Here is a 21,422-nt window from a genome sequence, read left to right as displayed (position 1 = left end):
GCGGTGTGCCAGTCAAAACATCTGATCTTGATACACTGCTATCGCGGGCAAGCCCGCTCCCACATTTTGATCGAGTTCGGCTGGGTTAATCCGTCTTGTGGCGCCTGCGCACCAGCTTCATCACCACCACAAAAAACACCGGCACAAACACCACCGCCAGCGTCGCAGTGATCATCCCGCCGATCACGCCTGTACCAATCGCCTGCTGGCTGGCCGAGCTGGCACCGGTGGCAATCGCCAAGGGCACCACGCCGAGAATAAACGCCAGCGAGGTCATGATGATCGGCCGCAACCTCAGCCGTGCGGCTTTCAGGGTGGCGTCGATCAAGTCTTCACCCTGGTCAACCAGGTCCTTGGCAAACTCGATAATCAGAATCGCGTTCTTCGCCGACAAACCGATGATGGTGATCAGGCCGACCTTGAAGAACACGTCATTGGGCATGCCACGCAAGCCCACCGCCAATACGGCGCCAAGCACACCCAGCGGCACCACCAGCAACACCGAGGTGGGTATCGACCAGCTTTCGTACAGTGCCGCCAGGCACAGGAACACGATCAGCAACGACAGGCCCAACAGCAACGGCGCCTGGGAGCCGGACAAGCGTTCCTGCAACGACAACCCGGTCCATTCCTGGCCCAGGCCGGCCGGCAGTTGGCTGACCAGGCGCTGGATTTCTTCCATGGCCTCACCGGTGCTGTGCCCCGGCGCCGCTTCGCCGCTGATGGAAATTGCCGGGTAGCCGTTATAACGCGTCAGCTGCGCCGGGCCTTGGGTCCAGCTGGCTTCAACGAATGATGACAAGGGCACCATCTTGCCGGCGTTATTGCGCACGTTGATCTTCATCAGGTCCGCCACCTGGCTGCGCTGGTCGCCTTCGGCCTGCACCACCACCCGCTGCATGCGGCCCTGGTTGGGGAAGTCGTTGACATAGGCCGAGCCGATGGCCGAGGACAGCACATTACCCACATCGGCAAACGAAACGCCCAGGGCGTTGGCTTGCTTGCGATCCACCTGCAACTGCACTTGCGGTGCTTCGGCCAGGGCACTTTCGCGCACGTTGGCCAGGATCGGGCTTTTTTCCGCGGCCGCCAATAACTCGGTGCGCGCCTGCATCAGCGCGGCATGGCCGACGCCGCCACGGTCCTGCAAGCGGAACTCGAAGCCGCTGGAAGTGCCCAGGCCGTCCACCGGCGGCGGCAGGATCGCGTAGGCAATCGCATCCTTAAACTCGCTGAACGCTTCGTTGGCACGTTCGGCAATTGCCGAGGCCGAATCTTCGCTGCTGCGCTGCGACCAATCCTTGAGCGTGGTAAAGGCCAGCGCCGCGTTCTGCCCGGAACCGGAGAAACTGAAGCCCATAATCATGGTGGTATCGCCCACCCCGGGTTCGCCGGCATTGTGCGCCTCAATCTGCTCGGCCACCTGCACCGTGCGGTTCTTGCTCGCGCCCGGTGGCAGCTGGATATCGGTAATGGTGTAACCCTGGTCTTCCACCGGCAGGAACGAGGAGGGCAGGCGACTGAACATCCACCCCAGGCCCACCAGCAGCACCAGATAGATCAGCAGGTAGCGGCCGCTGCGCTTGAGGGCATAAGCCACCCAGCCTTCATAGCGGTCGGTGAGGCGCTCAAAACGCGTGTTGAACCAGCCGAAAAAACCACCCTTGGCATGGTGCTCGCCCTTGGCAATCGGCCTGAGCAAGGTGGCGCACAGTGCCGGCGTCAAGGTCAGGGCCAGGAACGCCGAGAACAGGATCGAAGTGGCCATCGACAGCGAGAACTGCTGGTAGATCACACCCACCGACCCCGGCATGAACGCCATCGGCAGAAACACCGCCACCAGCACCAACGTGATACCGACGATGGCGCCGGTGATCTGGCCCATGGCTTTTTTCGTCGCGTCCTTGGGCGACAGGCCCTCGGTGGCCATGATGCGCTCGACGTTTTCGACCACCACAATCGCATCGTCCACCAGGATGCCGATCGCCAGCACCATGCCGAACATGGTCAGCACGTTGATCGAGAAACCCAGCAACAGCATGGTGGCGAAAGTGCCCATCAGTGCAATCGGCACCACCAGCGTGGGGATCAGGGTGTAGCGCACGTTCTGCAGGAACAGGAACATCACCGCAAACACCAGCGCCATCGCCTCCAGCAAGGTGTAGACCACCTTGGTGATCGAGACTTTGACGAACGGCGACGTGTCGTAAGGGATCTTGTACTCCACGTTGGCCGGGAAGTAGCGCGACAGCTCGTCCATTTTCGCCCGCACCAGGGTCGCGGTGTTCAGCGCGTTGGCGCCGGGCGACAGTTGCACACTGACGGCGGTCGACGGCTTGCCGTTCAGGCGCGTGGAGAACTGGTATTCCTGGCTGCCGACTTCCACCCGCGCCACATCGCCGATGCGCACGGTGGAGCCGTCGGGGTTGGCCTTGAGCACGATGTCGGCAAATTCCGCCGGGGTCGACAACTGGCCCTTGACCAGGATTGCGGCGGTGATTTCCTGGGTCTTGGTGCCCGGCAAATCCCCAATGCTGCCCGCCGAGACCTGGGCGTTCTGCGCGCTGATCGCGGCGTTCACGTCAGCCGGCGTCAGGTTGAAGCCGATCAGCTTCTGCGGGTCGATCCAGATGCGCATGGCGCGTTCGGCGCCGTACAGCTGGGCCTTGCCCACGCCGTCCAGGCGCTTGAGTTCGTTCATCACGTTGCGCGCCAGGTAATCGCTGAGCGCTACGTCGTCGAGCTTGCCGTCATTGGAGGTCAGGGTCACCAGCAGCAGGAAGCCGGCGGAGACTTTCTCCACCTGCAAACCTTGCTGGGTCACGGCTTGCGGCAAGCGCGGCTCCACCGCTTTCAGGCGGTTTTGCACATCCACCTGGGCCATTTCCGGGTTGGTGCCCGGCTGGAAGGTTGCGGTAATGGTGGCCGAACCCAGGCTGCTTTGGGATTCGAAGTACAGCAGGTGATCGGCGCCGTTAAGCTCCTGCTCGATCAGGCTGACCACGCTTTCATCCAGGGTCTGGGCCGACGCGCCTGGGTACACCGCGTAGATCTCCACCTTCGGCGGTGCGACGTTGGGGTACTGGGCCACCGGCAACTGCGGGATGGCGAGCGCGCCGGCCAGCAGGATAAACAGGGCCACCACCCAGGCGAAAATCGGGCGGTCAATAAAAAACTGCGGCATGGCGGGTTATTCCTTGACTGGCTGGCCGGAGGCGGGGCTGTCGTCCACCTCGACTTTTTCACCGGGGCGCGCGTGTTGCAGGCCTTCGACGACGATGCGGTCACCGGGCTTGAGGCCGCTGCTGACGATCCAGCGGTCCTCAATCACCGCACCCAGTTCCACCGGCTGCTGGCTGACGGTTTGCTCGGCGTCCAACAGCAGCACCATCGGGATGCCGGCGCTGTCACGGGTGATGGCGCGTTGCGGCACGCTGATACCTTGCTTGTCCACGGCCTGTTCAAGGCGCACACGCACAAAGCTGCCCGGTAACAGGTCGAGGTCCGGGTTGGGGAACTCGCTGCGCAGGATGATCTGCCCGGTGCCTGGGTCGACGCTGATTTCGGCAAACAACAGCTTGCCCGGCAACGGGTACAGGCTGCCGTCGTCCTGGATCAGCGTGGCCTTGGCCTGGTCCTGGCCGACCTGCTTCAAGCTGCCGGCGCGAAAGGCGCGGCGCAGGTCATTGAGTTCGCGGGTCGACTGGGTGAGGTCGGCGTGGATCGGGTCCAGTTGCTGGATGATCGCCAGCGGCGTGGCCTCGTTCTGACCGACCAGCGCACCTTCGGTCACCAGCGCACGCCCGATACGCCCGGAAATCGGCGCGGTGACGGTGGCGTAGCCCAGGTTCAACCGGGCACGTTCGACCGCGGCCTTGTTGGCAGCGACTTCGGCGTTGGTCTGGCGCAGGTTGGCGCGGGCATTGTCGTAGTCCTGGCCGCTGATGGCGTTGCCTTCGACCAACTGGCTGTAACGCTGCTCTTGCAGACGGGCCTGGAACGCGTTGGCCTCGGCCTTGCTCAGGTTGGCCTGGGCGCTGTCCAGGTCGGCCTTGAACGGCGCGGGGTCGATGCGAAACAGCACATCACCCTGTTTGACGTCGTGGCCTTCCTTGAACACCCGCTGCATGACCACGCCGGCGACCCGTGCGCGCACTTCGGCAATGCGCGGCGCGGCGATACGCCCGCTCAATTCGCTGGTGATCGACAGGGGCTTGGCTTGCAGGGTTTCGATGCGCACTTTGGCCAGTGGCGTCTCTGGCGCTTCATCGGCCGACTGGCCACAGCCGCTCAGGGCCAGCGTCAGGGCCAGCAGGCAAAACGGCGCAAACAGATTCTTCGACATGCTCATATCCCAATATTGACTGGCGCATCCTAAAGACACCTGCGCCGTGGTGCTGTGAAGCTGTGTAGGCCGTGTGTGAAGAAGTGTAAGGTGCGGCGCGCTGCGCGACGGGGGCGTATATCCTTGCACAATCCTGCAACACACCAACAAACAGTATTATTTGGAAACACCATGCCCAATATCCTCCTGGTGGAAGACGACGCCGCACTCTCCGAGCTGATTGCCAGCTACCTGGAACGCAATGGCTACCACGTCAACGTGCTCAGCCGTGGCGACCATGTGCGCGAACGGGCGCGGCTCAACCCACCGGACCTGGTGATCCTCGACCTGATGCTGCCCGGCCTCGACGGCTTGCAGGTGTGCCGCCTGCTGCGCGCCGACTCGGCGGGCCTGCCGATTCTGATGCTCACCGCCCGCGATGACAGCCACGATCAGGTGCTGGGCCTGGAGATGGGCGCCGACGACTACGTCACCAAGCCCTGCGAGCCACGCGTGCTGCTCGCCCGTGTACGCACCTTGCTGCGCCGCAGCAGTTTGTCCGAACCGCAGGTGGCCAATGACCAGATCGTCATGGGCAACCTGTGCATCGACCTGTCGGAACGCACCGTGACCTGGCGCGAGCAGGCGGTGGAGTTGTCCAGCGGTGAGTACAACCTGCTGGTGGTACTGGCTCGGCATGCCGGTGAAGTGCTCAGCCGCGACCAGATCCTGCAACGCCTGCGCGGTATCGAGTTCAACGGCACCGACCGCTCGGTGGACGTGGCCATTTCCAAGCTGCGGCGCAAGTTCGATGACCACGCAGGCGAGGCGCGCAAGATCAAGACCGTGTGGGGCAAGGGCTACCTGTTCAGCCGTTCCGAGTGGGAATGCTGATCCATGTTTCGTGTACTGCTGCGCCTCTACCTGGTCACCATCATTACCTTCAGTGCCGCGATCTTTCTGATACCCAAGTTGGTGATCCAGCTGTTTGAACACCGCTACATGGACTACAACATCGAGCAGACCCGTGGCCTGCAAAAGCTTATCGTCAAGCAGTATCTGCGCGCGCCGGTGGAGCGTTGGTCCCGTGTGACCGAGCAACTGAACCGGGATTTCGCACCGCTGCAAGTCAAGTTGCTGCTGCGCCAGGACGCCAGCTATACGCCCGAGGAAGAGCAACTGCTCGAGCACGGCAAGCCGGTGATCCGCCTGGGCGAGTGGGGCTGGATGGAAGACATCAGCTCGCCGATCAACCAGCAGTTTGCGGTGAAACTGAGCATCCCGCCGGACCCGCTGGACATGAACCTGTTGTATTGGTCGATGAACGTACTGATCGGCGCGGCCTTGCTCGCTTGCCTGCTGTTCTGGCTGCGCCCGCACTGGCGTGACCTGGAGCGCCTGAAAAGCACCGCCGCGCAATTGGGCCGGGGCAACCTCAGTGAGCGCACGCAGATTCCCGCCAGCTCCAACATCGGCAGCCTGGCGTCGGTGTTCGACACCATGGCCGACGATATCGAACGCCTGCTCAACCAGCAGCGCGACTTGCTCAACGCAGTGTCCCATGAACTGCGCACGCCGCTGACGCGCCTGGACTTCGGCCTGGCCCTGGCACTGTCCGAAGACTTGCCCCAGGCCAGCCGCGAGCGCCTGCAAAGCCTGGTGGCGCATATTCGCGAACTGGACGAGCTGGTGCTGGAATTGCTCTCCTACAGCCGCCTGCAAAACCCGGCGCAGTTGCCGGAGCGGGTCGACGTGGTGCTCGATGAGTTTATCGACAGCGTGCTGGGCAGCGTCGATGACGAACTGGAAAACCCCGAGATCGTCATCGATGTGGCGCTCGACTGCGCGGTGGAGCGTTTCAGCCTCGACCCGCGCCTCACGGCCCGGGCGTTGCAGAACCTGTTGCGCAATGCCACGCGCTATTGCGACAGGCGCATCCAGGTGGGGGTCAAGGTGTGTGCCGACGGCTGTGAAATCTGCGTGGACGATGACGGCATCGGCATTCCTGTGGAGCAGCGCGAGCGTATCTTCGAACCCTTTTATCGCCTCGACCGCAGCCGTGACCGCGGCACGGGCGGTTTCGGCCTTGGCCTGGCGATCAGCCGGCGCGCCATGGAAGCCCAGGGCGGCACCTTGACGGCCCTGGCCTCGCCTCTGGGCGGGGCGCAATTCAGGGTGTGGTTGCCCAGCTCCAGCTGATCAAAGCACTTTGACCGCGCGGCCGATGGCCTGGATCGGCCCGGTCGGCTTGCCGGTCGGTGAACCGCGAGGGTCTTCCAGGGTCAGCTCGAACAGTTGGTCAGGTGTGAGCGGCGGCAGTTTGTTCAGCGGCACCGACAAGGTTTGCCCAGGCTTGACCAGCCCCAACGAAACCGGAGCCTGCCAGCCATCGCCCTTGGTCCAGAATTGCAGGGCTTTGTCGCTCGGTACCTCCATCACCCCCAACGGAATCAGTTGGATCTGCTGATCATGGCTGGCCTGTATCACCCAGCCGGGTGCCTGGCTCTGTGGCGCGACCAGCACCACCACAAAGGTTGGTTCTGCCACGGGCGGGCGGCTCAGTAACAGCGCGGCCAACAGCAGTGTGGTCACCAGGCCTGCGCCGGCCAACCCACGCCAGAGCGCCAGCAGGTTCCACCACGGCACGCCGGCTGGCTGATCGGCCGTGCTGAGTTCGATGCGCCGCCACAGCTGCGCGGACGGCGGCACGGGTTCGGCCAAGGCGGTCAGCGGCAACAGGCGCTGCTCCCAGGCATCCACCGCCGCACGTAATTCGAGGTCATGTTTCAAGCGTTGTTCGACCTCGGCGCGTTGCTCGGCGGGCAGGGCGCCCAGCACGTATTCGCTGGCGAGTTCATCCAGTGGGTTGCTCATGCCATGCACTCGCGCAGCGCGACGAGGCTCCGTTTGATCCAGGCTTTGACGGTGCCCAGGGGCGTGTCCAGTTTCCGGGCGATTTCGCTGTGGGAAAAGCCGTCGACATAGGCGTGAAGAATGCACGCGCGACGGGTTGGGTCGAGTTGTTCCAGGCAGCGGTACACCTGACCTTCTCGGGCGCTGAATTCGAAGCTGTCATGGGCGGCGGCGAGCTGCTCGTGTTCTTCGCCCAAGGCCACCTCCCGGGCGTGATTGCGCACGGCATTGAGTGCCAGGTGCCGGGTGATGCTGAACACCCAGCCCCGCGCCGAGCCACGGCTTGGGTCGAAACTGCCGGCGCCGCGCCAGACCTTGATAAACGCGTCGTGCACGACATCTTCGGCCAGGGCTTTGTCGCGCACGATGCGCAACGCCACGCCGAGCAACCGGCTGCTGTCCTCGGCATAGAGTTGGCGCAAGGCGCGTGGGTCGCCACGGGCACATGCCGCCAGGCACGCTTGATAATCAAACAAACACGGCATCCTTAAAAAGGCTGGGTCCTGTGGCGAGCGCACTCGCCACAGGCAGCGTAGCCGAGTTTGCTCAGTTGGCCGCCCAGAAGATGTAGTCGGCCTGGTACTGCACCACGGCCTGCTGGCCTTTGTTCGCCGCCGTGCATTCGCTGCTTGGCGCCACGCCGCCTTTGAGCGCGACCCGCTGGATGTAACTGACACCACTCATGGCACCTTTACCTTCGGCCGGGTTGGCCTTGACCAGTTGATAGGGCAGGTTGCCTGCACTGGAAGGCGCTACCGCCAATTGAGTGCCGGTGATTTTCGAGCCGTCCTGGGCTTGCCAGGTGGCAGGCGGGCCGAAGTAGCTGCCCACTGGCTTGCCGCTGCGGTCATTCAACACGGCTTTGGGGCCGACAAAGAACCATTCGGTCTGGCCGACGGCGTTGGCCTTGTCACGGCATTCGTAGGTGATTTCGCCGACCCCGGTGGTTTCCATCGCAATCTTGTGCCCGTCCGGCACCTTGATGTTGTCCGGCAAACCGGTCTGGGCGAAAGCCGCGGGCGCGACGGTGAGTGCAGCCGCGAGGCAGAACAGTGTTTTAGCGTTCATGGGTAGTGCTCCATTTGAGTAAAACAGCGGGGTGACTGCAAGGACTACACGCCACACGCCCGATTGGATGCACGGGTTAGAAAATAAACCTCAGAGGGCGCACACTGTGCGCCCGCCCCCGAGGAGAACGTCGCAATGACTGGTGTTCACACGTCTGCTCAACAAGGTTTTTCGACCCAGGCCGCCACCTACGCCCAAGGTCGTCCGGATTATCCCCGCCAACTCACCGGCTGGTTGACCAACACGCTGCTGATCAATGCACAGTCGACCGTGATCGACCTGGGCGCCGGCACCGGCAAATTCACCCGTTTGCTCAGTACCCTGGCGCCCAGCCTGATTGCCGTCGAACCGGTCGAGGCCATGGGCGCGCAACTGAGCAAACTGTTGCCGGATGTGCGCCTGCTCAGCGGCACCGCTGAAGCCATACCGTTGCCGGATGCCAGCGCCGATGCGTTGGTGTGTGCGCAAGCCTTCCACTGGTTCGCAACCGAGGCCGCACTGGCCGAGATCCACCGCGTGCTCAAGCCCGACGGGCGCCTGGGGCTGGTGTGGAATGTGCGCGATGAGTCGGTAGATTGGGTTGCGGCCATCACCGAAATCATTACGCCCTATGAAGGTGACACCCCGCGTTTTCATACAGGGCGTTGGCGCGAAGCCTTCACGGGTGAGTATTTTTCCGCGCCGCAAATGAGCTGTTTTGCCTATCAGCATGTGGGCAGCCCTCAGGAAGTGATCATGGATCGCTTCCTGTCGGTAAGCTTCATCGCGGCGCTACCCGCCGCGCAAAAGGCCACGGTGACCGAGCAATTGCGCCAGCTGATCGACACGCACCCGGCACTGCGTGGGCGTGACACTGTGGCGTTCCCGTATCAGACCCAGGCGTATGTCTGCCATCGTCTGACAGAAAAAGCATAAAGTCAGATCATATTGGTATAAGTCGTTATAAGAAAAATCGCTATCCTGCGGCCAGAATTTTATAAGGCCGCGGGTAGTTGTAATGGATGTAGGCAATATTGGTTTTGTAGTCGCTGGCCTGATCGTTGGTTTTATCGTCGGCATGACCGGGGTCGGCGGGGGCTCTTTGATGACGCCGATCCTGTTGTGGTTCGGGATCAACCCGGCCACCGCCGTGGGCACTGACTTGCTGTATGCCGCCATCACCAAGTCCGGTGGCGTGCTGGTGCACAGCAAAAACCGGAACATCGACTGGACCATCACTGGCTGGCTGACGTTGGGCAGTGTGCCGGCGGTGTTGCTGACCCTGTGGTTCCTGGCCAGCCTGCACACTGATCCGAGCGCGATGAATGCGGTGATCAAGCAGGCGCTGGGTTTTGTGCTGCTGCTGACGGCACTGGCGATTCTGTTCAAGAAAAGCCTGTTGGCGTTTGCTCAGCGGCATGCCGGTGATGATTATCACATGAGCCCGCGTAACCTGAATGCGCTCACGGTGGTCACCGGGGCGGTCCTGGGCACCATGGTGGCGTTGACCTCTATCGGTGCCGGCGCCCTCGGGACTGTGGCATTGTTTATCTTGTATCCGTTCCTGGCCACGCGGCGGTTGGTCGGCACCGAGATCGCCCACGCCGTGCCGCTGACCCTGGTGGCGGGCCTGGGGCATGCCAGCATGGGCAATATGGACTGGCACCTGCTGGGCTTTTTGCTGATGGGGTCGTTGCCGGGGATTTACCTGGGCAGCCACATGACCGGCAAAGTCCCGGACGGCGTGTTGCGACCGTGTCTGGCGATTATGTTGATGACCATTGGGTATAAGCTCGCGTTCTAAGCGGCACACAGGATCGTTCCCACGCTCTGCGTGGGAATGCCACCCCGGACGCTCTGCGTCCCGCTGTTGAAGCCGTGACGCGGAGCGTCACAGGATGCATGCCCACGCAGAGCGTGGGAACGATCAATTACGCTTTGCCAGGCCCATTCCCGATCTGCCATACAAACGGCGGCTCGGTCCCATTGATCACCCAATCCCCCACAATCCGCGCCTTGTAGATCACCGGGTTATGCGACGACACAGTCCGCGCATTGCGCCAATGGCGATCCAGCGCTTTACCCTGGCGTACATCCGACGCCCCCAGCGCATTGAACAGCTCACTGGTAGCCCGCTGAATCAGCTCCGACACCACCACCTGCGCTGTCGCCGATTCAATCTCGGCAGCCACGTTCGCCGCACGCTCAGCCACCGCATCCCCGGCAAATCGTGCCAGGTAAGCCCGCTGCGCCGGCACTGCAGCTTTCAACGCACTGGCCTCGGCGGCATACACCAGGGCGGCCACTTCACCCACCACTTGCTGAATCTGTGCGTCCTGGCTGACATGCGCGGCATTGCCATGGCTGTAGATGCGTTTGCGGTTGCGCACCTGCTGCGCCACGTCGTTGAGCGCGGCACGGCCGATGCCGGCCAGGCTCGCCAGCAGTACCAATTGGTAAAACGCGGTCTGGTATTTGAAGCGCGTGGCAAAGTCGATCACGTTGTCGGCCTCAACCACCGCATCGGTAAACCGCGTGGTGCCGCTGCCCGTGGTGCGCTGGCCGAACCCGTCCCAGTCATCACGTTGCACCACGCCAGGCTGGCGCGTGCGGGTGGCGGCGATCACGTCGGCGCCGGTGTCGCTGCGCTGGGCGTACACGTCGATCCAATCGGAGAAAAGGCTGCCGGTGCTGTAGAACTTTTCGCCGTTGAGCTTCCAGTTGTCGCCATCCGGGCTGACTTGAGTGACCACATCGCCGATCGCCACGTTACCGATTTCGGTCCAGGCGCACCCGACGATATCGCCGTCGACAAAACGCTTGAACCACAGGTCGCGACCCGCGCCGGGTGGCGCGTTCAGGCGGTCCTCGGCAAAGGCGAAGTGCCCGCGCAACGCCTGGGGCACATTGGAGTCGGCCGCCGCCAGTTCGATCAGCAGCTCAAACAATTGCGGCAGGGACGCGCCGCCGCCGCCGTATTCCACCGGCACCCGCACCGCGCCGAACCCTGCGTGTTTGAGCCACTCAATCGGCTCGTAGGGCAGGGCGCGCGCCTGTTCACGCGCCACGGCACCTTCGGCGATGCGCTGGAAGATCGGCCGAAAGCGCGCGGCAAGTGTGGGGTAATCGACGCCGATGGACAGCGGGTTGATGACGTGTTGTTCGGTCATGGGGTACGGCTCCTGGGCAGTGATCAATGCTGAGTCGATTGCACACTCCGTGCCGGGCGGCGCAGCCCGTATTTGCTGGGGGTGGATCCAAACTGCTGTTGGCCCAGCAACAGTAAATCGACAAATCAAGGCCCTGCGCGACATTCGCCGGCTTGGCAAAAACCACTACGATATGCGCCACAACGCCCATGGGCCGGAGCTTTGATCATGTCTGGCACGCTTGCTGCTCAAGCTTGGTTACATCCTTTCGTGCGAGGTACTGCCAGATGAGTCAGCAAGCCGTGAAATTTGCCTATTGGGTGCCCAACGTCAGCGGTGGGCTGGTGGTCAGCAAGATCGAACAGCGCACTCACTGGGGCATCGACTACAACCGCAAGCTCGCGCAGTTGGCCGAGGCGGCCGGCTTCGACTATGGCCTGACGCAAATTCGCTTCACCGCCGGTTACGGCGCCGACAACCAGCATGAGTCCGTCGCGTTCAGCCATGCGTTGCTGGCGGCGACCACCACGCTCAAGGTGATCGCGGCGATCCTGCCTGGCCCTTGGCAGCCGGCGTTGGCAGCCAAGCAACTGGCGACCATCGACCAGCTCACCAACGGGCGCATTGCGGTGAATATCGTCAGTGGCTGGTTCAAGGGCGAATTCCAGGCCATCGGCGAACCCTGGCTGGAACACGACGAACGTTATCGTCGCTCCGAGGAGTTTATCCGCGCCCTCAAAGGCATCTGGAGCCAGGACGATTTCACTTTCAAGGGTGACTTCTACCGCTTCAACAATTACAGCCTCAAACCCAAGCCACTCGGCCAGCCGGAAGTGTTCCAGGGCGGCAGCTCACGGGCGGCGCGGGACATGGCGGCACGCGTGTCGGACTGGTACTTCACCAACGGCAACACGCCCGAAGGCATCAAGGCCCAGGTTGACGACATCCGCATTAAGGCCGCGGCCAATAATCATTCGGTGAAAGTCGGTGTAAACGCCTTTGTGATCGCCCGCGACACCGAAGAAGAAGCCCGCGCCGTGCTCGCCGAAATCATCGACAAGGCCGACCCCGAGGCGGTGAATGCGTTTGGCGACGCGGCCAAACAGGCGGGCAAGGCCTCACCGGAAGGCGAGGGCAACTGGGCCAAGTCCAGCTTTGAAGACCTGGTGCAATACAACGACGGCTTCAAGACCAACCTGATCGGCACGCCGCAGCAGATCGCCGAGCGCATTGTTGCGCTCAAGGCTGTGGGCGTGGACCTGATACTGGCCGGCTTCCTGCATTTTCAGGAAGAAGTCGAATACTTCGGCCAGCGCGTCCTGCCGCTGGTGCGCGAGCTGGAAGCCAAGGCCGGGGTCAAGCAGGTGGCTTGAACAGCACCACCGCCGCGCGCAATTGTTTGCTGCCAAAACGACACATGCGCTCGAACTCCCCATGGCTGACCGGCAGATGCTGGCAGTCCAGGGGCTGGCGATGCTGGCTGTGATCCACGTCGGGGTCGTGCAGGTAGACGAACTCTGCGTCGCAGTCGGTGACCATCACCCAGTGCGGCGATTTGGAACGGGTGAGGCGGTAGCTGCTGATCAGCACCAGCGGCTGCCCGCCGGCCTGCAACACCTGGGGTAAATCCAGGGCGCCGCCGAGTATCTGTTCGACGTCGCTGCCGGCCAATTCCTCTTCAAACGCTTCGTGCACCAAGCGCATCACGTCCTTTTTGTGCGGGTCGCGCACGCCATCGAGAAACAACGGCCCGCGCACATTCACCTGCATACGCACCCGAAACCCCCGGCGCCAGGCCGCCAACGCCAAGCCTTGCGGGCTGCAGCCGCCGTGGCCTGCGGTCATGAACACGGTGGTGGCTTCACGCCAGATCTGCAGTTCTTCGCGCCGCCCGGCCCCGCGCCCCGGCAGCAACGCGCCCATGGCCATCAGCAGGCACGCGGCGCCACAGGTGAAGTCGGTGGTCTGCTGGTAATACGGCACGCTCTGGGGGCGTGCGACCTGGTGCTGGAGAATGCGTTTTTCCAGGCGAATGGCGGCGGTGTGATCTTCGTAATAATCATTGATCAGCGCAAAGCGCCGATAGCCATTGCGCTCGTACAGCGCCAGGGCACCGGGGTTGTCGGTGCGCACTTCCAGGCGCAGGTAGGCGCAATCATGTTCCAGGGCGCAGGCCTCGATGCGCGTCAGCAACCGCTTGCCCAAACCCATGCCGCGTGCGTGCTCGGCGATGGCGATGGAGTACAGGCGCGCCAGCGAGGTGCCGCGGTGGAACAACACCAGTGCATAACCGAGCAATTGCGCGTCGTTTTCCGCCACCAGTAACTGGCCATGGGCACGGCTGATCATCCACTGGAAACTGCGCGATGAGAGCCGGTCGGTGGTGAAACAGTGCTGTTCCAGCGCGACCAATTCGGGCACGTCAGCGGGTATTGCAACGCGAAAGGAAAGAGCCATATGACCGCCGTAAAAGTTGCGTAACGAAACGGGACTTCTCTAAAAGATCGTGCTTAATAGAAAAGGTCGAGTTCTCTAAAGCGGATCAAATATTATGTCAGCGGTACAAGGTCATTGGCGTGAAGTATCCGAGCAAAACGTCGCGGCGACAATAACTTCCAGCGGTTATTTATCGGTCGCGAGCAAAGGGTCCAGTCAAGTGGTGATCATTGTCGAACGCAAGGAAGATTGGGCCTCCTACTTTCCCAGTGAAGACATCGTGACGGCCCAGGAATACCTTGAGCAAACCCGTGAAAGCGAGACGGGCAAGCGTGTGCAGGTCATCAACCTGTGCCGCAGCTACAAGTACCTTGGGCACGGCTACTACTGCTCGTTGCTGGCCGAAGCGCGTGGGCACAAGGTGATTCCGTCGGTGCGCACCATCAGTGAATTGACTAAAAAGTCGCTGTATGGCTTGGCACTGGACGACCTGGATAAAACCCTCGATAAAGCCCTGAGTCATCACCTTTACAGCAATACCGAAGGTTTTACCCTGACACTTTATTTTGGTCGAACCAATATAGAACCGCTGCAAGAGTTGGCCCGCCAGTTATTTGAAACCTTCCCGTGCCCGATCTTGTTAGTTGAGTTTCGCAGACACAACGGCTGGCATATCGACGGGGTCAAGTCCGGGGTATTGCACAAGTTGCGCGATGACCAGGAAGACCAGTTCGCCCACGCCCTCGACAACTTCAGCCGCAAGATCTGGCGCCAGCCGCGCTCACGCCGTTTGGCACGGTATGACCTGGCGATTCTTCACGACCCGCAGGAACAACTGCCGCCGTCCAATGCCCGCGCCCTGGACAACTTTGTGCGGGTCGGCAAGGGCCTGGGCATCGATGTGGAGCTGATCGAGCGCAAGGATTATTCACGCCTGGCCGAGTACGACGCCTTGCTGATCCGCGAGACCACCAGTGTCGACAACCACACTTACCGCTTCGCCAAAAAAGCCGAAAGCGAAGGTCTGGTGGTCATGGATGACCCGGCATCGATCCTGCGCTGTACCAACAAGGTCTACCTCACTGACCTGCTCAACAGCCATCAACTGGGCATGCCCGCCACCGAGATTCTCTACAAGGAGCGACCGGAAGACTTCGAACGGGTGGGCGAGCGCCTGGGCTTCCCGTTGGTGTTGAAGATCCCCGACGGTTGCTTCTCGCGCGGCGTGATCAAGGTGGAAAGCCAGGAGGCCCTGCTCAAGGCTACCGCCGAGTTGTTCGAACATTCGGTGCTGTTGCTGGCCCAGGAGTTTTTCTACACCGAGTACGACTGGCGCATTGGCGTGCTCAACCGCAAGCCGATCTTTGCCTGTCAGTACTTCATGTCCAAGGGCCATTGGCAGATTTATAACCACAAGGCCATCGGCCAGGACATCAACGGCGAATGCCGCACCCTGGCGGTCCACGAAGCACCCAAGGCGGTGGTGGAACTGGCGGTGAAGACCGCCAACCTGATCGGCGACGGCCTTTATGGCGTCGACCTCAAACAGTCCGGCGACAAAGTGGTGGTGATCGAGGTCAACGACAACCCGAACATGGACGCCGGTATCGAAGATGCCTACCTGCAAGACGACCTGTATGCGCTGGTGCTGGAGGAGTTCGTACGGCGCCTGGAGTTGAAACGCCAGGGCCAGGGCTGGTGATGCAAACAGCATGAACAACCTGTGGGAGCTGGCTTGCCTGCGATAGCAATCTTGAGGACGCCCTCGCAGGCAAGCCAGCGCCCACAGCTTATGCGTCGGTGTGCGGTTGCAGTGTCAGCACTTCAAAGCCGTCCGCCGTCACCGCCACGGTGTGTTCCCACTGCGCCGACAGGCTGTTGTCCCTGGTCACCACTGTCCAGCCATCCTTGAGGTCGCGCACCTTGGCGCTGCCCTGGTTGAGCATCGGCTCGATGGTAAACACCATGCCTTCGCGCAGTTCCAGGCCGGTGCCGGGGCGGCCGAAGTGCAGCACTTGGGGTTCCTCGTGCATCTGCCGGCCGATGCCGTGGCCGCAATACTCACGCACGACGCTGTAGCCGTTGGCTTGCGCATGGCTCTGGATCGCATGGCCGATATCGCCCAGGCGGGCGCCGGGGCGAACCTGGCGAATGCCGGCCCACATGGCTTCGAAGGTCTGTTCTACCAGGCGCCGGGCCTTGGGCGCCACGTTGCCGATCATGTACATCTTGCTGGAGTCAGCGATAAAGCCGCCTTGTTCCAGGGTGATGTCGATGTTGATGATGTCGCCGTCTTTCAACACCTCCTTGGCGCTGGGCATGCCATGGCACACCACTTCGTTGATCGAGGTGTTGATGCAAAAGGGGTAGTCGTATTGCCCAAGGCTCGCCGGGCGGGCGTTGAGGTCGTTGCGGATGAAGGCCTCGACGGCGCTGTCCAGCTCCAGAGTCGAGCGCCCGGCAGCGACAAAACCGTCGAGCATGCTGAATACCTTGGCCAGCAGGCGCCCGGATTCGCGCATCACCGCCAGTTGTGCGGGGGTCTTGATCATCAGCCGCGCCCTCGGATCAGGTCGGGTTTGTCCAGCAACAGCTTGTTGATCAGCTCGTTGTAGGGCAGGTGCGGGTTGAGTTCGGCCAGCAGGCCGATCTTGATCCAGAACTCGGCCTGGGCGTTGATGGAGCGGTCCATGGCCGCGCTGGCCAGGCGTAGCTGTTCGTGCAGTTGGTCGGTGATCTTGACGATGCCCATGGGGTTCACTGTGTTGGATTGATATACAAAGCGTATACGTTTCGTATATCGCGCGTAAACCCCAACCGGCTAAATGGCGACAGGCCATTGACTTGCCCAACCACCGGCGGTTAATTTCGTTGCATGACATTTCAAGCCTTGCGCCGCCAGCCGAGCATTATTATTACCGCCATTCCTCATTTGGCGGGATAGCACACGGCTGCACCCAAACCCGCCCTGGAGGCGGGTTTTGTTTTTCCGACTCCTGGGCAGCACACCAATTCCAGGAGACGCCCATGAGTACTCACCGCGCCGCGCAAACCGCCAATACCGGGCTGCTTGAGCACTACGTGAAAAAGATCCTCGCCGCCCCGGTCTACGACGTGGCAGTGCGCACGCCCTTGCAGCCGGCGCCTGCGCTATCGGCGCTTTTGGGCAACCAGGTGCTGCTCAAGCGGGAAGATTTGCAGCCGACGTTTTCTTTCAAAATCCGTGGCGCCTACAACAAGCTGATGCAACTGACGCCTGAGCAGAAAGCCCGAGGCGTGGTGACGGCATCGGCCGGTAATCATGCGCAGGGCGTGGCGTTGGCAGCGCGGGAATTGGGGATCAAGGCCCGAATCGTCATGCCGTGCAGCACGCCGGAGTTGAAGGTGCTGGGCGTGCGCTCCCGTGGCGCCGAAGCGGTGTTGCAGGGCGAAAGCTTCCCGTTTGCCCTGGCCCATGCGCTGCAATTGGCCCAGGCGTCGGGTTGCACCTTTGTTTCGCCGTTCGATGACCCCGATGTGATCGCCGGCCAAGGCACTGTGGCCATGGAAATACTGCGTCAACAGCAAGGCCCGCTGCACGCGATCTTCGTACCGGTGGGCGGCGGCGGCCTGATCGCCGGGATTGCCGCCTATGTCAAATACCTGCGGCCCGAGGTGCGCATCGTCGGGGTCGAACCCGAGGGCTCGAGTTGCCTGCTGGCGGCCTTGCGCGCCGGTGAGCGGGTGGTGCTGCCCAGTGTCGACGGGTTTGCCGATGGCACTGCCGTGGCGCAGATCGGCGCCTATGGCTTTGAGATCTGCCGCGATTGGGTCGATGAAGTGATCACCGTCAGCAATGACCAACTGTGCAGCGCCATCAAGCTGATCTACGACGATACGCGCTCCATCACCGAGCCTTCCGGCGCACTGGCGGTGGCGGGCATTCGCAAGTACGTCAGCCAAAACGGCACGCACGGGCAAACCTTGGTGGCGGTGAATTCCGGGGCCAATATCAACTTTGATAGTTTGCGACATGTTGCAGAGAGAGTCGCGGCGCAAAGTGCAATTTAGTGCATAAACGTTTAATCGGCGCGATTCGACGACGATGCCGGCTACACAAACCGGCTTATATAACGGGTCGTTGCGCTTATGAGGAAAAGTTACAACAAGAACGGATTTTGCCGAGTAGGCTTATTGACTGTAAGCGTCTGCCAAGGTCGGTAAGACGTGGCGGGCCTGCGCCTGCCGGACACACAAAAAATCTGTTGGCAGTCTCAAGAAAGGAGAGGTTGGCCATGCTTTCGGAACTGGAACTACGCAGCATTATTGAAGGAAGTTTCCTGCCCATGCGGTGTGAATGCACCAAAGCCGAAGACGCCTCGTTGACGATCAAGGTCTATGACGATCGCGACCGTGACCGGGTAGATTTGGAAGTCAAAGGTATCAACGCAGAAAAACTCGACAGCAGTCGAGCCATCTGCAACCTGATCAGCGGGTTGCGCGAAGACCTCAAGCACACCCAGGCGCCTGCTCAGCAAAGAGTGGCGGGGCGCGGCTACTAGTCAGCCAAGTGGTTGAGTGCAAGTGGTTGAGAGTCAGTCACCGATGACCTGTGGGCCTGGTAGTCGCCAGGCCCAATACGGTGTGCATCAGTTCTGGAAATCACAGGCTTCGGACATTTTTCGATAGCCCACGTCTTCGATTTTCCCGGCTTTGTCCACGAATTTGATATCGGCATTGATCACCTTGCACGCGTCGGTGTCTTCCTCGTGCATGGCGATCACTTTGTCGATGTTCAACGGCGTGCCGTATTGATAAGGCACGGGCTTGGCCGCGGTGTCGGCTTGGGCCATGCCCGATACCGCGGCAAGGGCCAAGGTGCCGGTGAATAACCATGTACGCAGTTTCATGAGGGTGCTCCGCAAGTGAGTTCAATTTCACTCTCGGCTTGCGGGATTAACCATCGATTAATTTTGCCTTGGCTGACAAAACCTTCATGAAACCCAGGCTTCAGCCCAACTGCTGACGATACGGCAGGTCCGGCCCGGTCTTGCTGCAGGTCAGCGCGGCGGCGCGGATGGCGAAGCCGAGCATGCTGTCGATCTGCGCGCGCGTCAGCTGTTGCAGGCCGTCAATCGAATCCAGCTGCTGCTCGGTCAGCCAGGCAATCAACGCGGCCTGGAAGGTGTCGCCGGCGCCTACCGTATCGGCCATCACTACCTTGACCGCAGGTTGCGACCAACTGCCGTGCTGGCGGCTGAAGACTGTCGCGCCATCGCCCCCACGGGTGAGGAATACCAACTGGCAACGGTGTTGCAACCAGCCTTGCAGCACGCTCTCGGGCGATTGGTCGGGGTAGAGCAGGTGCAGGTCTTCGTCGCTGACCTTGATCAGGTCGGCATGTTTGACCAGCTCGGCCACGCGCTCACGCCACAGCTGGATATCCGGCTGCGGGTTGAGCCGCACATTGGGGTCCAGGCTGATCAGGCGCTTGCCGCTTTCGCGCTTGACCAGGCTCAGCAGCGTGTCGCCAATCGGCTGCACCACCAGCGAAAACGAGCCGACATGCAGGCCACGAATCTCATCGCCCAACGTCGGCAGATGCTCAAGGGTCAATTGCCGATCTGCGCAGCCTTCGCCGCGAAAGCTGTACTGCGGTGAGCCGTTGGCGCCCACGGCAACCATTGCCAGGGTAGTCGGCGCGGCAAACTCAAGCAGAAACTGCCGGCTGACGCCTTCGTCCTTGAGCACTTGCAGCAAGCGCTGGCCAAGGAAGTCGTCGGACACGCCACCCAACAGCGCCGACTCAATGCCCAGGCGGCGCAAACCCACGGCCACGTTGAACGGTGAACCACCGGCAATGGCCTTGTAATTGACCCTGGAAGCCTGCCCGCTGGCCTCTTGCTCGCTGAAAAAATCAAACAGCGCTTCGCCACACACCAGATACATAGTCGTTCGCTCTTAAAGGGTTGCCACGAGCTGCTGGTAGCGCTCGTAAGCCTGTTGATAGGCACTCACATTGGTCGCCACCGGGAGCGTGCGGCTGCTCGGGTCGACACTGACGCATTTGTCGCACAGGCTGGCCAGGGGTTCGCCGGACTGGCTCCACACCGCCTGGATTGCCGCGCCCAGGGCGGCGGCTTCGCTTTGTTCGGTACACACCACTTCGGTGTTCATGATATCGGCAACCATCTGCCGCCACACCGGGCTTTTCGAGCCGCCGCCGATCAGGCGGATGCTGTGGCTTTGCAGGCCGGTCTGGCGCAGCAGGTCGAGGCCGTAGCGCAGGCCGAAGGTGGTGCCCTCGACCACCGCGCGACACAGGTTGGCGCGGGTCAGGTTGGTCATGGTCAGCCCGTGCACGCTGCCGGTGGCGTGGGGCAGGGCGGGCACGCGTTCGCCGTTGAGGAACGGCAGCATGCTCACGCCGTCGGCGCCAATCGGCGCTTGCTCAACCAGGCTGTTGAAGGTCGCCAGGTCAAGGTCGAACAGCTCGCGAATCACCCCGGTGGCGTTGGTCAGGTTCATGGTGCAGATCAACGGCAGCCAGCCACCGCTGGACGAACAGAAGGTCGCCACCGACGCTTGCGGGCTGACATTCGGCTGATCGGCAAAGGCATACACGGTGCCGGACGAACCCAGGCTCATGGTGATCACGCCGGGGGCGATATTGCCGGTGCCGATGGCGCCCATCATGTTGTCGCCGCCGCCGCTGGACACCTTGGCACTCGGGTTGATCCCCAGGCGTTCGGCGATGGCCGGCAGGAGGGTGCCGACAGTTTGATCGGCCGCGATCAATTGCGGCAGGGCTTTTTCCAGGCGCCCGCTCGGGTCGATGTGCGTAAGCAGCGCCACGTCCCACTCACGGCTGCGCACGTTGAAGTAGCCGGTGCCCGACGCATCGCCGTATTCCGCCACGGCGCGGCCGGTGAGCCAGTAGTTGAGGTAATCGTGGGGCAGCAGGATATGGGCGATGCGCGCGAACACGTCCGGGTGTTGTTCACGGGTCCACAGCAGTTTCGACACGGTATAGCCCGGCGCAATGGCCACGCCAAGACGTTCCAGCGAGCCGCTTTCGCCGCCCAGGTAGGCCAGCAGGCGCGCGTTCTCCGGCGCGGTTTCGGTGTCGCACCAGAGTTTGGCCGGGCGCAGCACTTCACCTTGCTCGTCCAGCAGCACCAGACCGTGCTGCTGGCCGGACACGCCGATGCCGAGGATGTCCTGGCCGTCTACACCGGCCTGTTGCAGGGCGCGGTGGGTGGCTTCGGTAAAGGCGTCCAGCCATTCCTGGGTGTGCTGTTCGCGGCGGCCATTGGCGCCGCTGATCAATGTATGCGCGGCGGCGCCCAGGCCCAGGACCTTGCCGCTGGACGCGTCGAGGACGATGGCTTTGGTGCCCTGGGTGCCGCAATCGATGCCGAGGTACAGGTTTTGCTGGGTCATGAGGATTTGCTCAGCATATTGTTGGCTTGGTAACCCGTTCAAGTGTGGGAGCGGGCTTGCTCGCGAATGCGGTGTGTCAGTTAGGGATGTATCGACTGAATCACCGCATTCGCGAGCAAGCCCGCTCCCAC

20 protein-coding genes are annotated in these 21,422 nt (G+C 61.9%); 8 read left to right on the top strand and 12 right to left on the bottom strand.

The window, feature by feature from the left end:
* Window positions 1–85: 85 nt before the first annotated feature.
* Together BFP92_RS25815 and BFP92_RS25810 are read right to left on the bottom strand one after the other, a co-directional pair.
* A complete protein-coding gene (locus BFP92_RS25815) occupies window positions 86–3,184 on the bottom strand; it encodes an efflux RND transporter permease subunit (RefSeq protein ID WP_065931683.1) in 3,099 nt (1,032 codons plus the stop codon).
* A gap of 6 nt (window positions 3,185–3,190) precedes the next feature.
* On the bottom strand, window positions 3,191–4,345 hold the full coding sequence (locus tag BFP92_RS25810) for an efflux RND transporter periplasmic adaptor subunit (protein ID WP_065931756.1): 1,155 nt from the start codon (window positions 4,343–4,345) through the stop codon (window positions 3,191–3,193).
* A gap of 171 nt (window positions 4,346–4,516) precedes the next feature.
* Here BFP92_RS25810 and BFP92_RS25805 point away from each other — a divergent pair, with 171 nt between their 5' ends.
* Together BFP92_RS25805 and BFP92_RS25800 are read left to right on the top strand one after the other, a co-directional pair.
* Entirely contained in the window at window positions 4,517–5,218 is a 702-nt protein-coding gene (locus tag BFP92_RS25805) for a response regulator (RefSeq protein ID WP_017135033.1), read from the top strand.
* A gap of 3 nt (window positions 5,219–5,221) precedes the next feature.
* Window positions 5,222–6,523 carry an ATP-binding protein gene (locus BFP92_RS25800; RefSeq protein WP_065931682.1) on the top strand — a complete coding sequence of 434 codons (1,302 nt, stop codon included), beginning with the start codon at window positions 5,222–5,224 and terminating at the stop codon, window positions 6,521–6,523.
* Here BFP92_RS25800 and BFP92_RS25795 read toward each other — a convergent pair whose 3' ends face one another.
* From BFP92_RS25795 to BFP92_RS25785, 3 genes are all read right to left on the bottom strand, one after another.
* Window positions 6,524–7,198 carry an anti-sigma factor gene (locus BFP92_RS25795; RefSeq protein ID WP_065931681.1) on the bottom strand — a complete coding sequence of 225 codons (675 nt, stop codon included), beginning with the start codon at window positions 7,196–7,198 and terminating at the stop codon, window positions 6,524–6,526.
* Entirely contained in the window at window positions 7,195–7,722 is a 528-nt protein-coding gene (locus BFP92_RS25790; protein WP_065931680.1) for a sigma-70 family RNA polymerase sigma factor, read from the bottom strand. The genes BFP92_RS25795 and BFP92_RS25790 overlap by 4 nt, the downstream gene beginning before the upstream one ends.
* A 61-nt stretch (window positions 7,723–7,783) precedes the next feature.
* Entirely contained in the window at window positions 7,784–8,305 is a 522-nt protein-coding gene (locus tag BFP92_RS25785; protein ID WP_065931679.1) for a DUF3455 domain-containing protein, read from the bottom strand.
* Between the two features lie 135 nt (window positions 8,306–8,440).
* Between BFP92_RS25785 and BFP92_RS25780 the strand changes: the two genes are divergently transcribed.
* Window positions 8,441–9,220 carry a class I SAM-dependent methyltransferase gene (locus BFP92_RS25780; RefSeq protein ID WP_065931678.1) on the top strand — a complete coding sequence of 260 codons (780 nt, stop codon included), beginning with the start codon at window positions 8,441–8,443 and terminating at the stop codon, window positions 9,218–9,220.
* A gap of 82 nt (window positions 9,221–9,302) precedes the next feature.
* Window positions 9,303–10,088, top strand: a complete 786-nt coding sequence (locus BFP92_RS25775; protein WP_065931677.1) for a sulfite exporter TauE/SafE family protein — start codon at window positions 9,303–9,305, stop codon at window positions 10,086–10,088.
* Window positions 10,089–10,215: 127 nt separating this feature from the next.
* On the opposite strand, the gene BFP92_RS25770 is transcribed toward BFP92_RS25775, so the two are convergent.
* Window positions 10,216–11,454: an acyl-CoA dehydrogenase family protein gene (locus BFP92_RS25770; protein ID WP_065931676.1), complete on the bottom strand. Its 1,239-nt coding sequence runs from the start codon at window positions 11,452–11,454 to the stop codon at window positions 10,216–10,218.
* A gap of 266 nt (window positions 11,455–11,720) precedes the next feature.
* Here BFP92_RS25770 and sfnG point away from each other — a divergent pair, with 266 nt between their 5' ends.
* Entirely contained in the window at window positions 11,721–12,806 is a 1,086-nt protein-coding gene (gene sfnG / locus BFP92_RS25765) for a dimethylsulfone monooxygenase SfnG (protein WP_065931675.1), read from the top strand.
* Here the strand turns inward: sfnG and BFP92_RS25760 are convergent.
* Window positions 12,790–13,890: a GNAT family N-acetyltransferase/peptidase C39 family protein gene (locus BFP92_RS25760; RefSeq protein WP_065931674.1), complete on the bottom strand. Its 1,101-nt coding sequence runs from the start codon at window positions 13,888–13,890 to the stop codon at window positions 12,790–12,792. The genes sfnG and BFP92_RS25760 overlap by 17 nt on opposite strands.
* A 94-nt stretch (window positions 13,891–13,984) precedes the next feature.
* Between BFP92_RS25760 and BFP92_RS25755 the strand changes: the two genes are divergently transcribed.
* Window positions 13,985–15,571, top strand: coding sequence for a RimK family protein (locus tag BFP92_RS25755; RefSeq protein ID WP_065931673.1), 1,587 nt, complete (start codon window positions 13,985–13,987; stop codon window positions 15,569–15,571).
* 88 nt (window positions 15,572–15,659) lie between these two features.
* On the opposite strand, the gene map is transcribed toward BFP92_RS25755, so the two are convergent.
* Both map and BFP92_RS25745 read right to left on the bottom strand, forming a co-directional pair.
* Complete coding sequence (map, locus tag BFP92_RS25750) at window positions 15,660–16,421, bottom strand: type I methionyl aminopeptidase (protein WP_065931672.1); 762 nt, start codon at window positions 16,419–16,421, stop codon at window positions 15,660–15,662.
* Window positions 16,421–16,621, bottom strand: coding sequence for a ParD-like family protein (locus BFP92_RS25745; RefSeq protein ID WP_017135045.1), 201 nt, complete (start codon window positions 16,619–16,621; stop codon window positions 16,421–16,423). Before BFP92_RS25745 ends, map begins: the two co-directional genes overlap by 1 nt.
* A 275-nt stretch (window positions 16,622–16,896) precedes the next feature.
* Between BFP92_RS25745 and ilvA the strand changes: the two genes are divergently transcribed.
* On the top strand, window positions 16,897–17,919 hold the full coding sequence (gene ilvA / locus BFP92_RS25740) for a threonine ammonia-lyase, biosynthetic (protein ID WP_083221807.1): 1,023 nt from the start codon (window positions 16,897–16,899) through the stop codon (window positions 17,917–17,919).
* Between the two features lie 224 nt (window positions 17,920–18,143).
* Entirely contained in the window at window positions 18,144–18,410 is a 267-nt protein-coding gene (locus BFP92_RS25735; protein WP_065931671.1) for a DUF1652 domain-containing protein, read from the top strand.
* 87 nt (window positions 18,411–18,497) lie between these two features.
* Here BFP92_RS25735 and BFP92_RS25730 read toward each other — a convergent pair whose 3' ends face one another.
* From BFP92_RS25730 to xylB, 3 genes are all read right to left on the bottom strand, one after another.
* Window positions 18,498–18,758 carry a DUF2790 domain-containing protein gene (locus tag BFP92_RS25730; RefSeq protein WP_065931670.1) on the bottom strand — a complete coding sequence of 87 codons (261 nt, stop codon included), beginning with the start codon at window positions 18,756–18,758 and terminating at the stop codon, window positions 18,498–18,500.
* Window positions 18,759–18,858: 100 nt separating this feature from the next.
* Window positions 18,859–19,797 (bottom strand): carbohydrate kinase family protein, encoded by a 939-nt coding sequence (locus BFP92_RS25725; protein ID WP_065931669.1) that lies wholly within the window; start codon window positions 19,795–19,797, stop codon window positions 18,859–18,861.
* A gap of 12 nt (window positions 19,798–19,809) precedes the next feature.
* Complete coding sequence (gene xylB / locus BFP92_RS25720) at window positions 19,810–21,291, bottom strand: xylulokinase (protein ID WP_065931668.1); 1,482 nt, start codon at window positions 21,289–21,291, stop codon at window positions 19,810–19,812.
* Window positions 21,292–21,422 lie beyond the last annotated feature (131 nt).

The sequence above is a fragment of the Pseudomonas sp. 58 R 3 genome (assembly GCF_900006605.1).
In the GTDB taxonomy this organism is placed as follows: Bacteria; Pseudomonadota; Gammaproteobacteria; order Pseudomonadales; family Pseudomonadaceae; genus Aquipseudomonas; species Aquipseudomonas salomonii.
This window is presented reverse-complemented; position numbering and strand designations above follow the sequence as displayed.

Bases quoted from the DNA above. Each gene is read 5' to 3' on its own strand.
- BFP92_RS25780 (WP_065931678.1), top strand. From the start codon at position 8,441: ATGACTGGTGTTCACACGTCTGCTCAACAAGGTTTTTCGACCCAGGCC.
- BFP92_RS25745 (WP_017135045.1), bottom strand. From the start codon at position 16,621: ATGGGCATCGTCAAGATCACCGACCAACTGCACGAACAGCTACGCCTG.
- BFP92_RS25755 (WP_065931673.1), top strand. From the start codon at position 13,985: ATGTCAGCGGTACAAGGTCATTGGCGTGAAGTATCCGAGCAAAACGTC.
- BFP92_RS25805 (WP_017135033.1), top strand. From the start codon at position 4,517: ATGCCCAATATCCTCCTGGTGGAAGACGACGCCGCACTCTCCGAGCTG.
- BFP92_RS25790 (WP_065931680.1), bottom strand. From the start codon at position 7,722: ATGCCGTGTTTGTTTGATTATCAAGCGTGCCTGGCGGCATGTGCCCGT.
- BFP92_RS25770 (WP_065931676.1), bottom strand. From the start codon at position 11,454: ATGACCGAACAACACGTCATCAACCCGCTGTCCATCGGCGTCGATTAC.
- BFP92_RS25775 (WP_065931677.1), top strand. From the start codon at position 9,303: ATGGATGTAGGCAATATTGGTTTTGTAGTCGCTGGCCTGATCGTTGGT.
- BFP92_RS25725 (WP_065931669.1), bottom strand. From the start codon at position 19,797: ATGTATCTGGTGTGTGGCGAAGCGCTGTTTGATTTTTTCAGCGAGCAA.
- BFP92_RS25730 (WP_065931670.1), bottom strand. From the start codon at position 18,758: ATGAAACTGCGTACATGGTTATTCACCGGCACCTTGGCCCTTGCCGCG.
- BFP92_RS25760 (WP_065931674.1), bottom strand. From the start codon at position 13,890: ATGGCTCTTTCCTTTCGCGTTGCAATACCCGCTGACGTGCCCGAATTG.
- BFP92_RS25800 (WP_065931682.1), top strand. From the start codon at position 5,222: ATGTTTCGTGTACTGCTGCGCCTCTACCTGGTCACCATCATTACCTTC.
- ilvA (WP_083221807.1), top strand. From the start codon at position 16,897: ATGAGTACTCACCGCGCCGCGCAAACCGCCAATACCGGGCTGCTTGAG.
- BFP92_RS25815 (WP_065931683.1), bottom strand. From the start codon at position 3,184: ATGCCGCAGTTTTTTATTGACCGCCCGATTTTCGCCTGGGTGGTGGCC.
- xylB (WP_065931668.1), bottom strand. From the start codon at position 21,291: ATGACCCAGCAAAACCTGTACCTCGGCATCGATTGCGGCACCCAGGGC.
- BFP92_RS25795 (WP_065931681.1), bottom strand. From the start codon at position 7,198: ATGAGCAACCCACTGGATGAACTCGCCAGCGAATACGTGCTGGGCGCC.
- BFP92_RS25785 (WP_065931679.1), bottom strand. From the start codon at position 8,305: ATGAACGCTAAAACACTGTTCTGCCTCGCGGCTGCACTCACCGTCGCG.
- BFP92_RS25735 (WP_065931671.1), top strand. From the start codon at position 18,144: ATGCTTTCGGAACTGGAACTACGCAGCATTATTGAAGGAAGTTTCCTG.
- sfnG (WP_065931675.1), top strand. From the start codon at position 11,721: ATGAGTCAGCAAGCCGTGAAATTTGCCTATTGGGTGCCCAACGTCAGC.
- map (WP_065931672.1), bottom strand. From the start codon at position 16,421: ATGATCAAGACCCCCGCACAACTGGCGGTGATGCGCGAATCCGGGCGC.
- BFP92_RS25810 (WP_065931756.1), bottom strand. From the start codon at position 4,345: ATGTCGAAGAATCTGTTTGCGCCGTTTTGCCTGCTGGCCCTGACGCTG.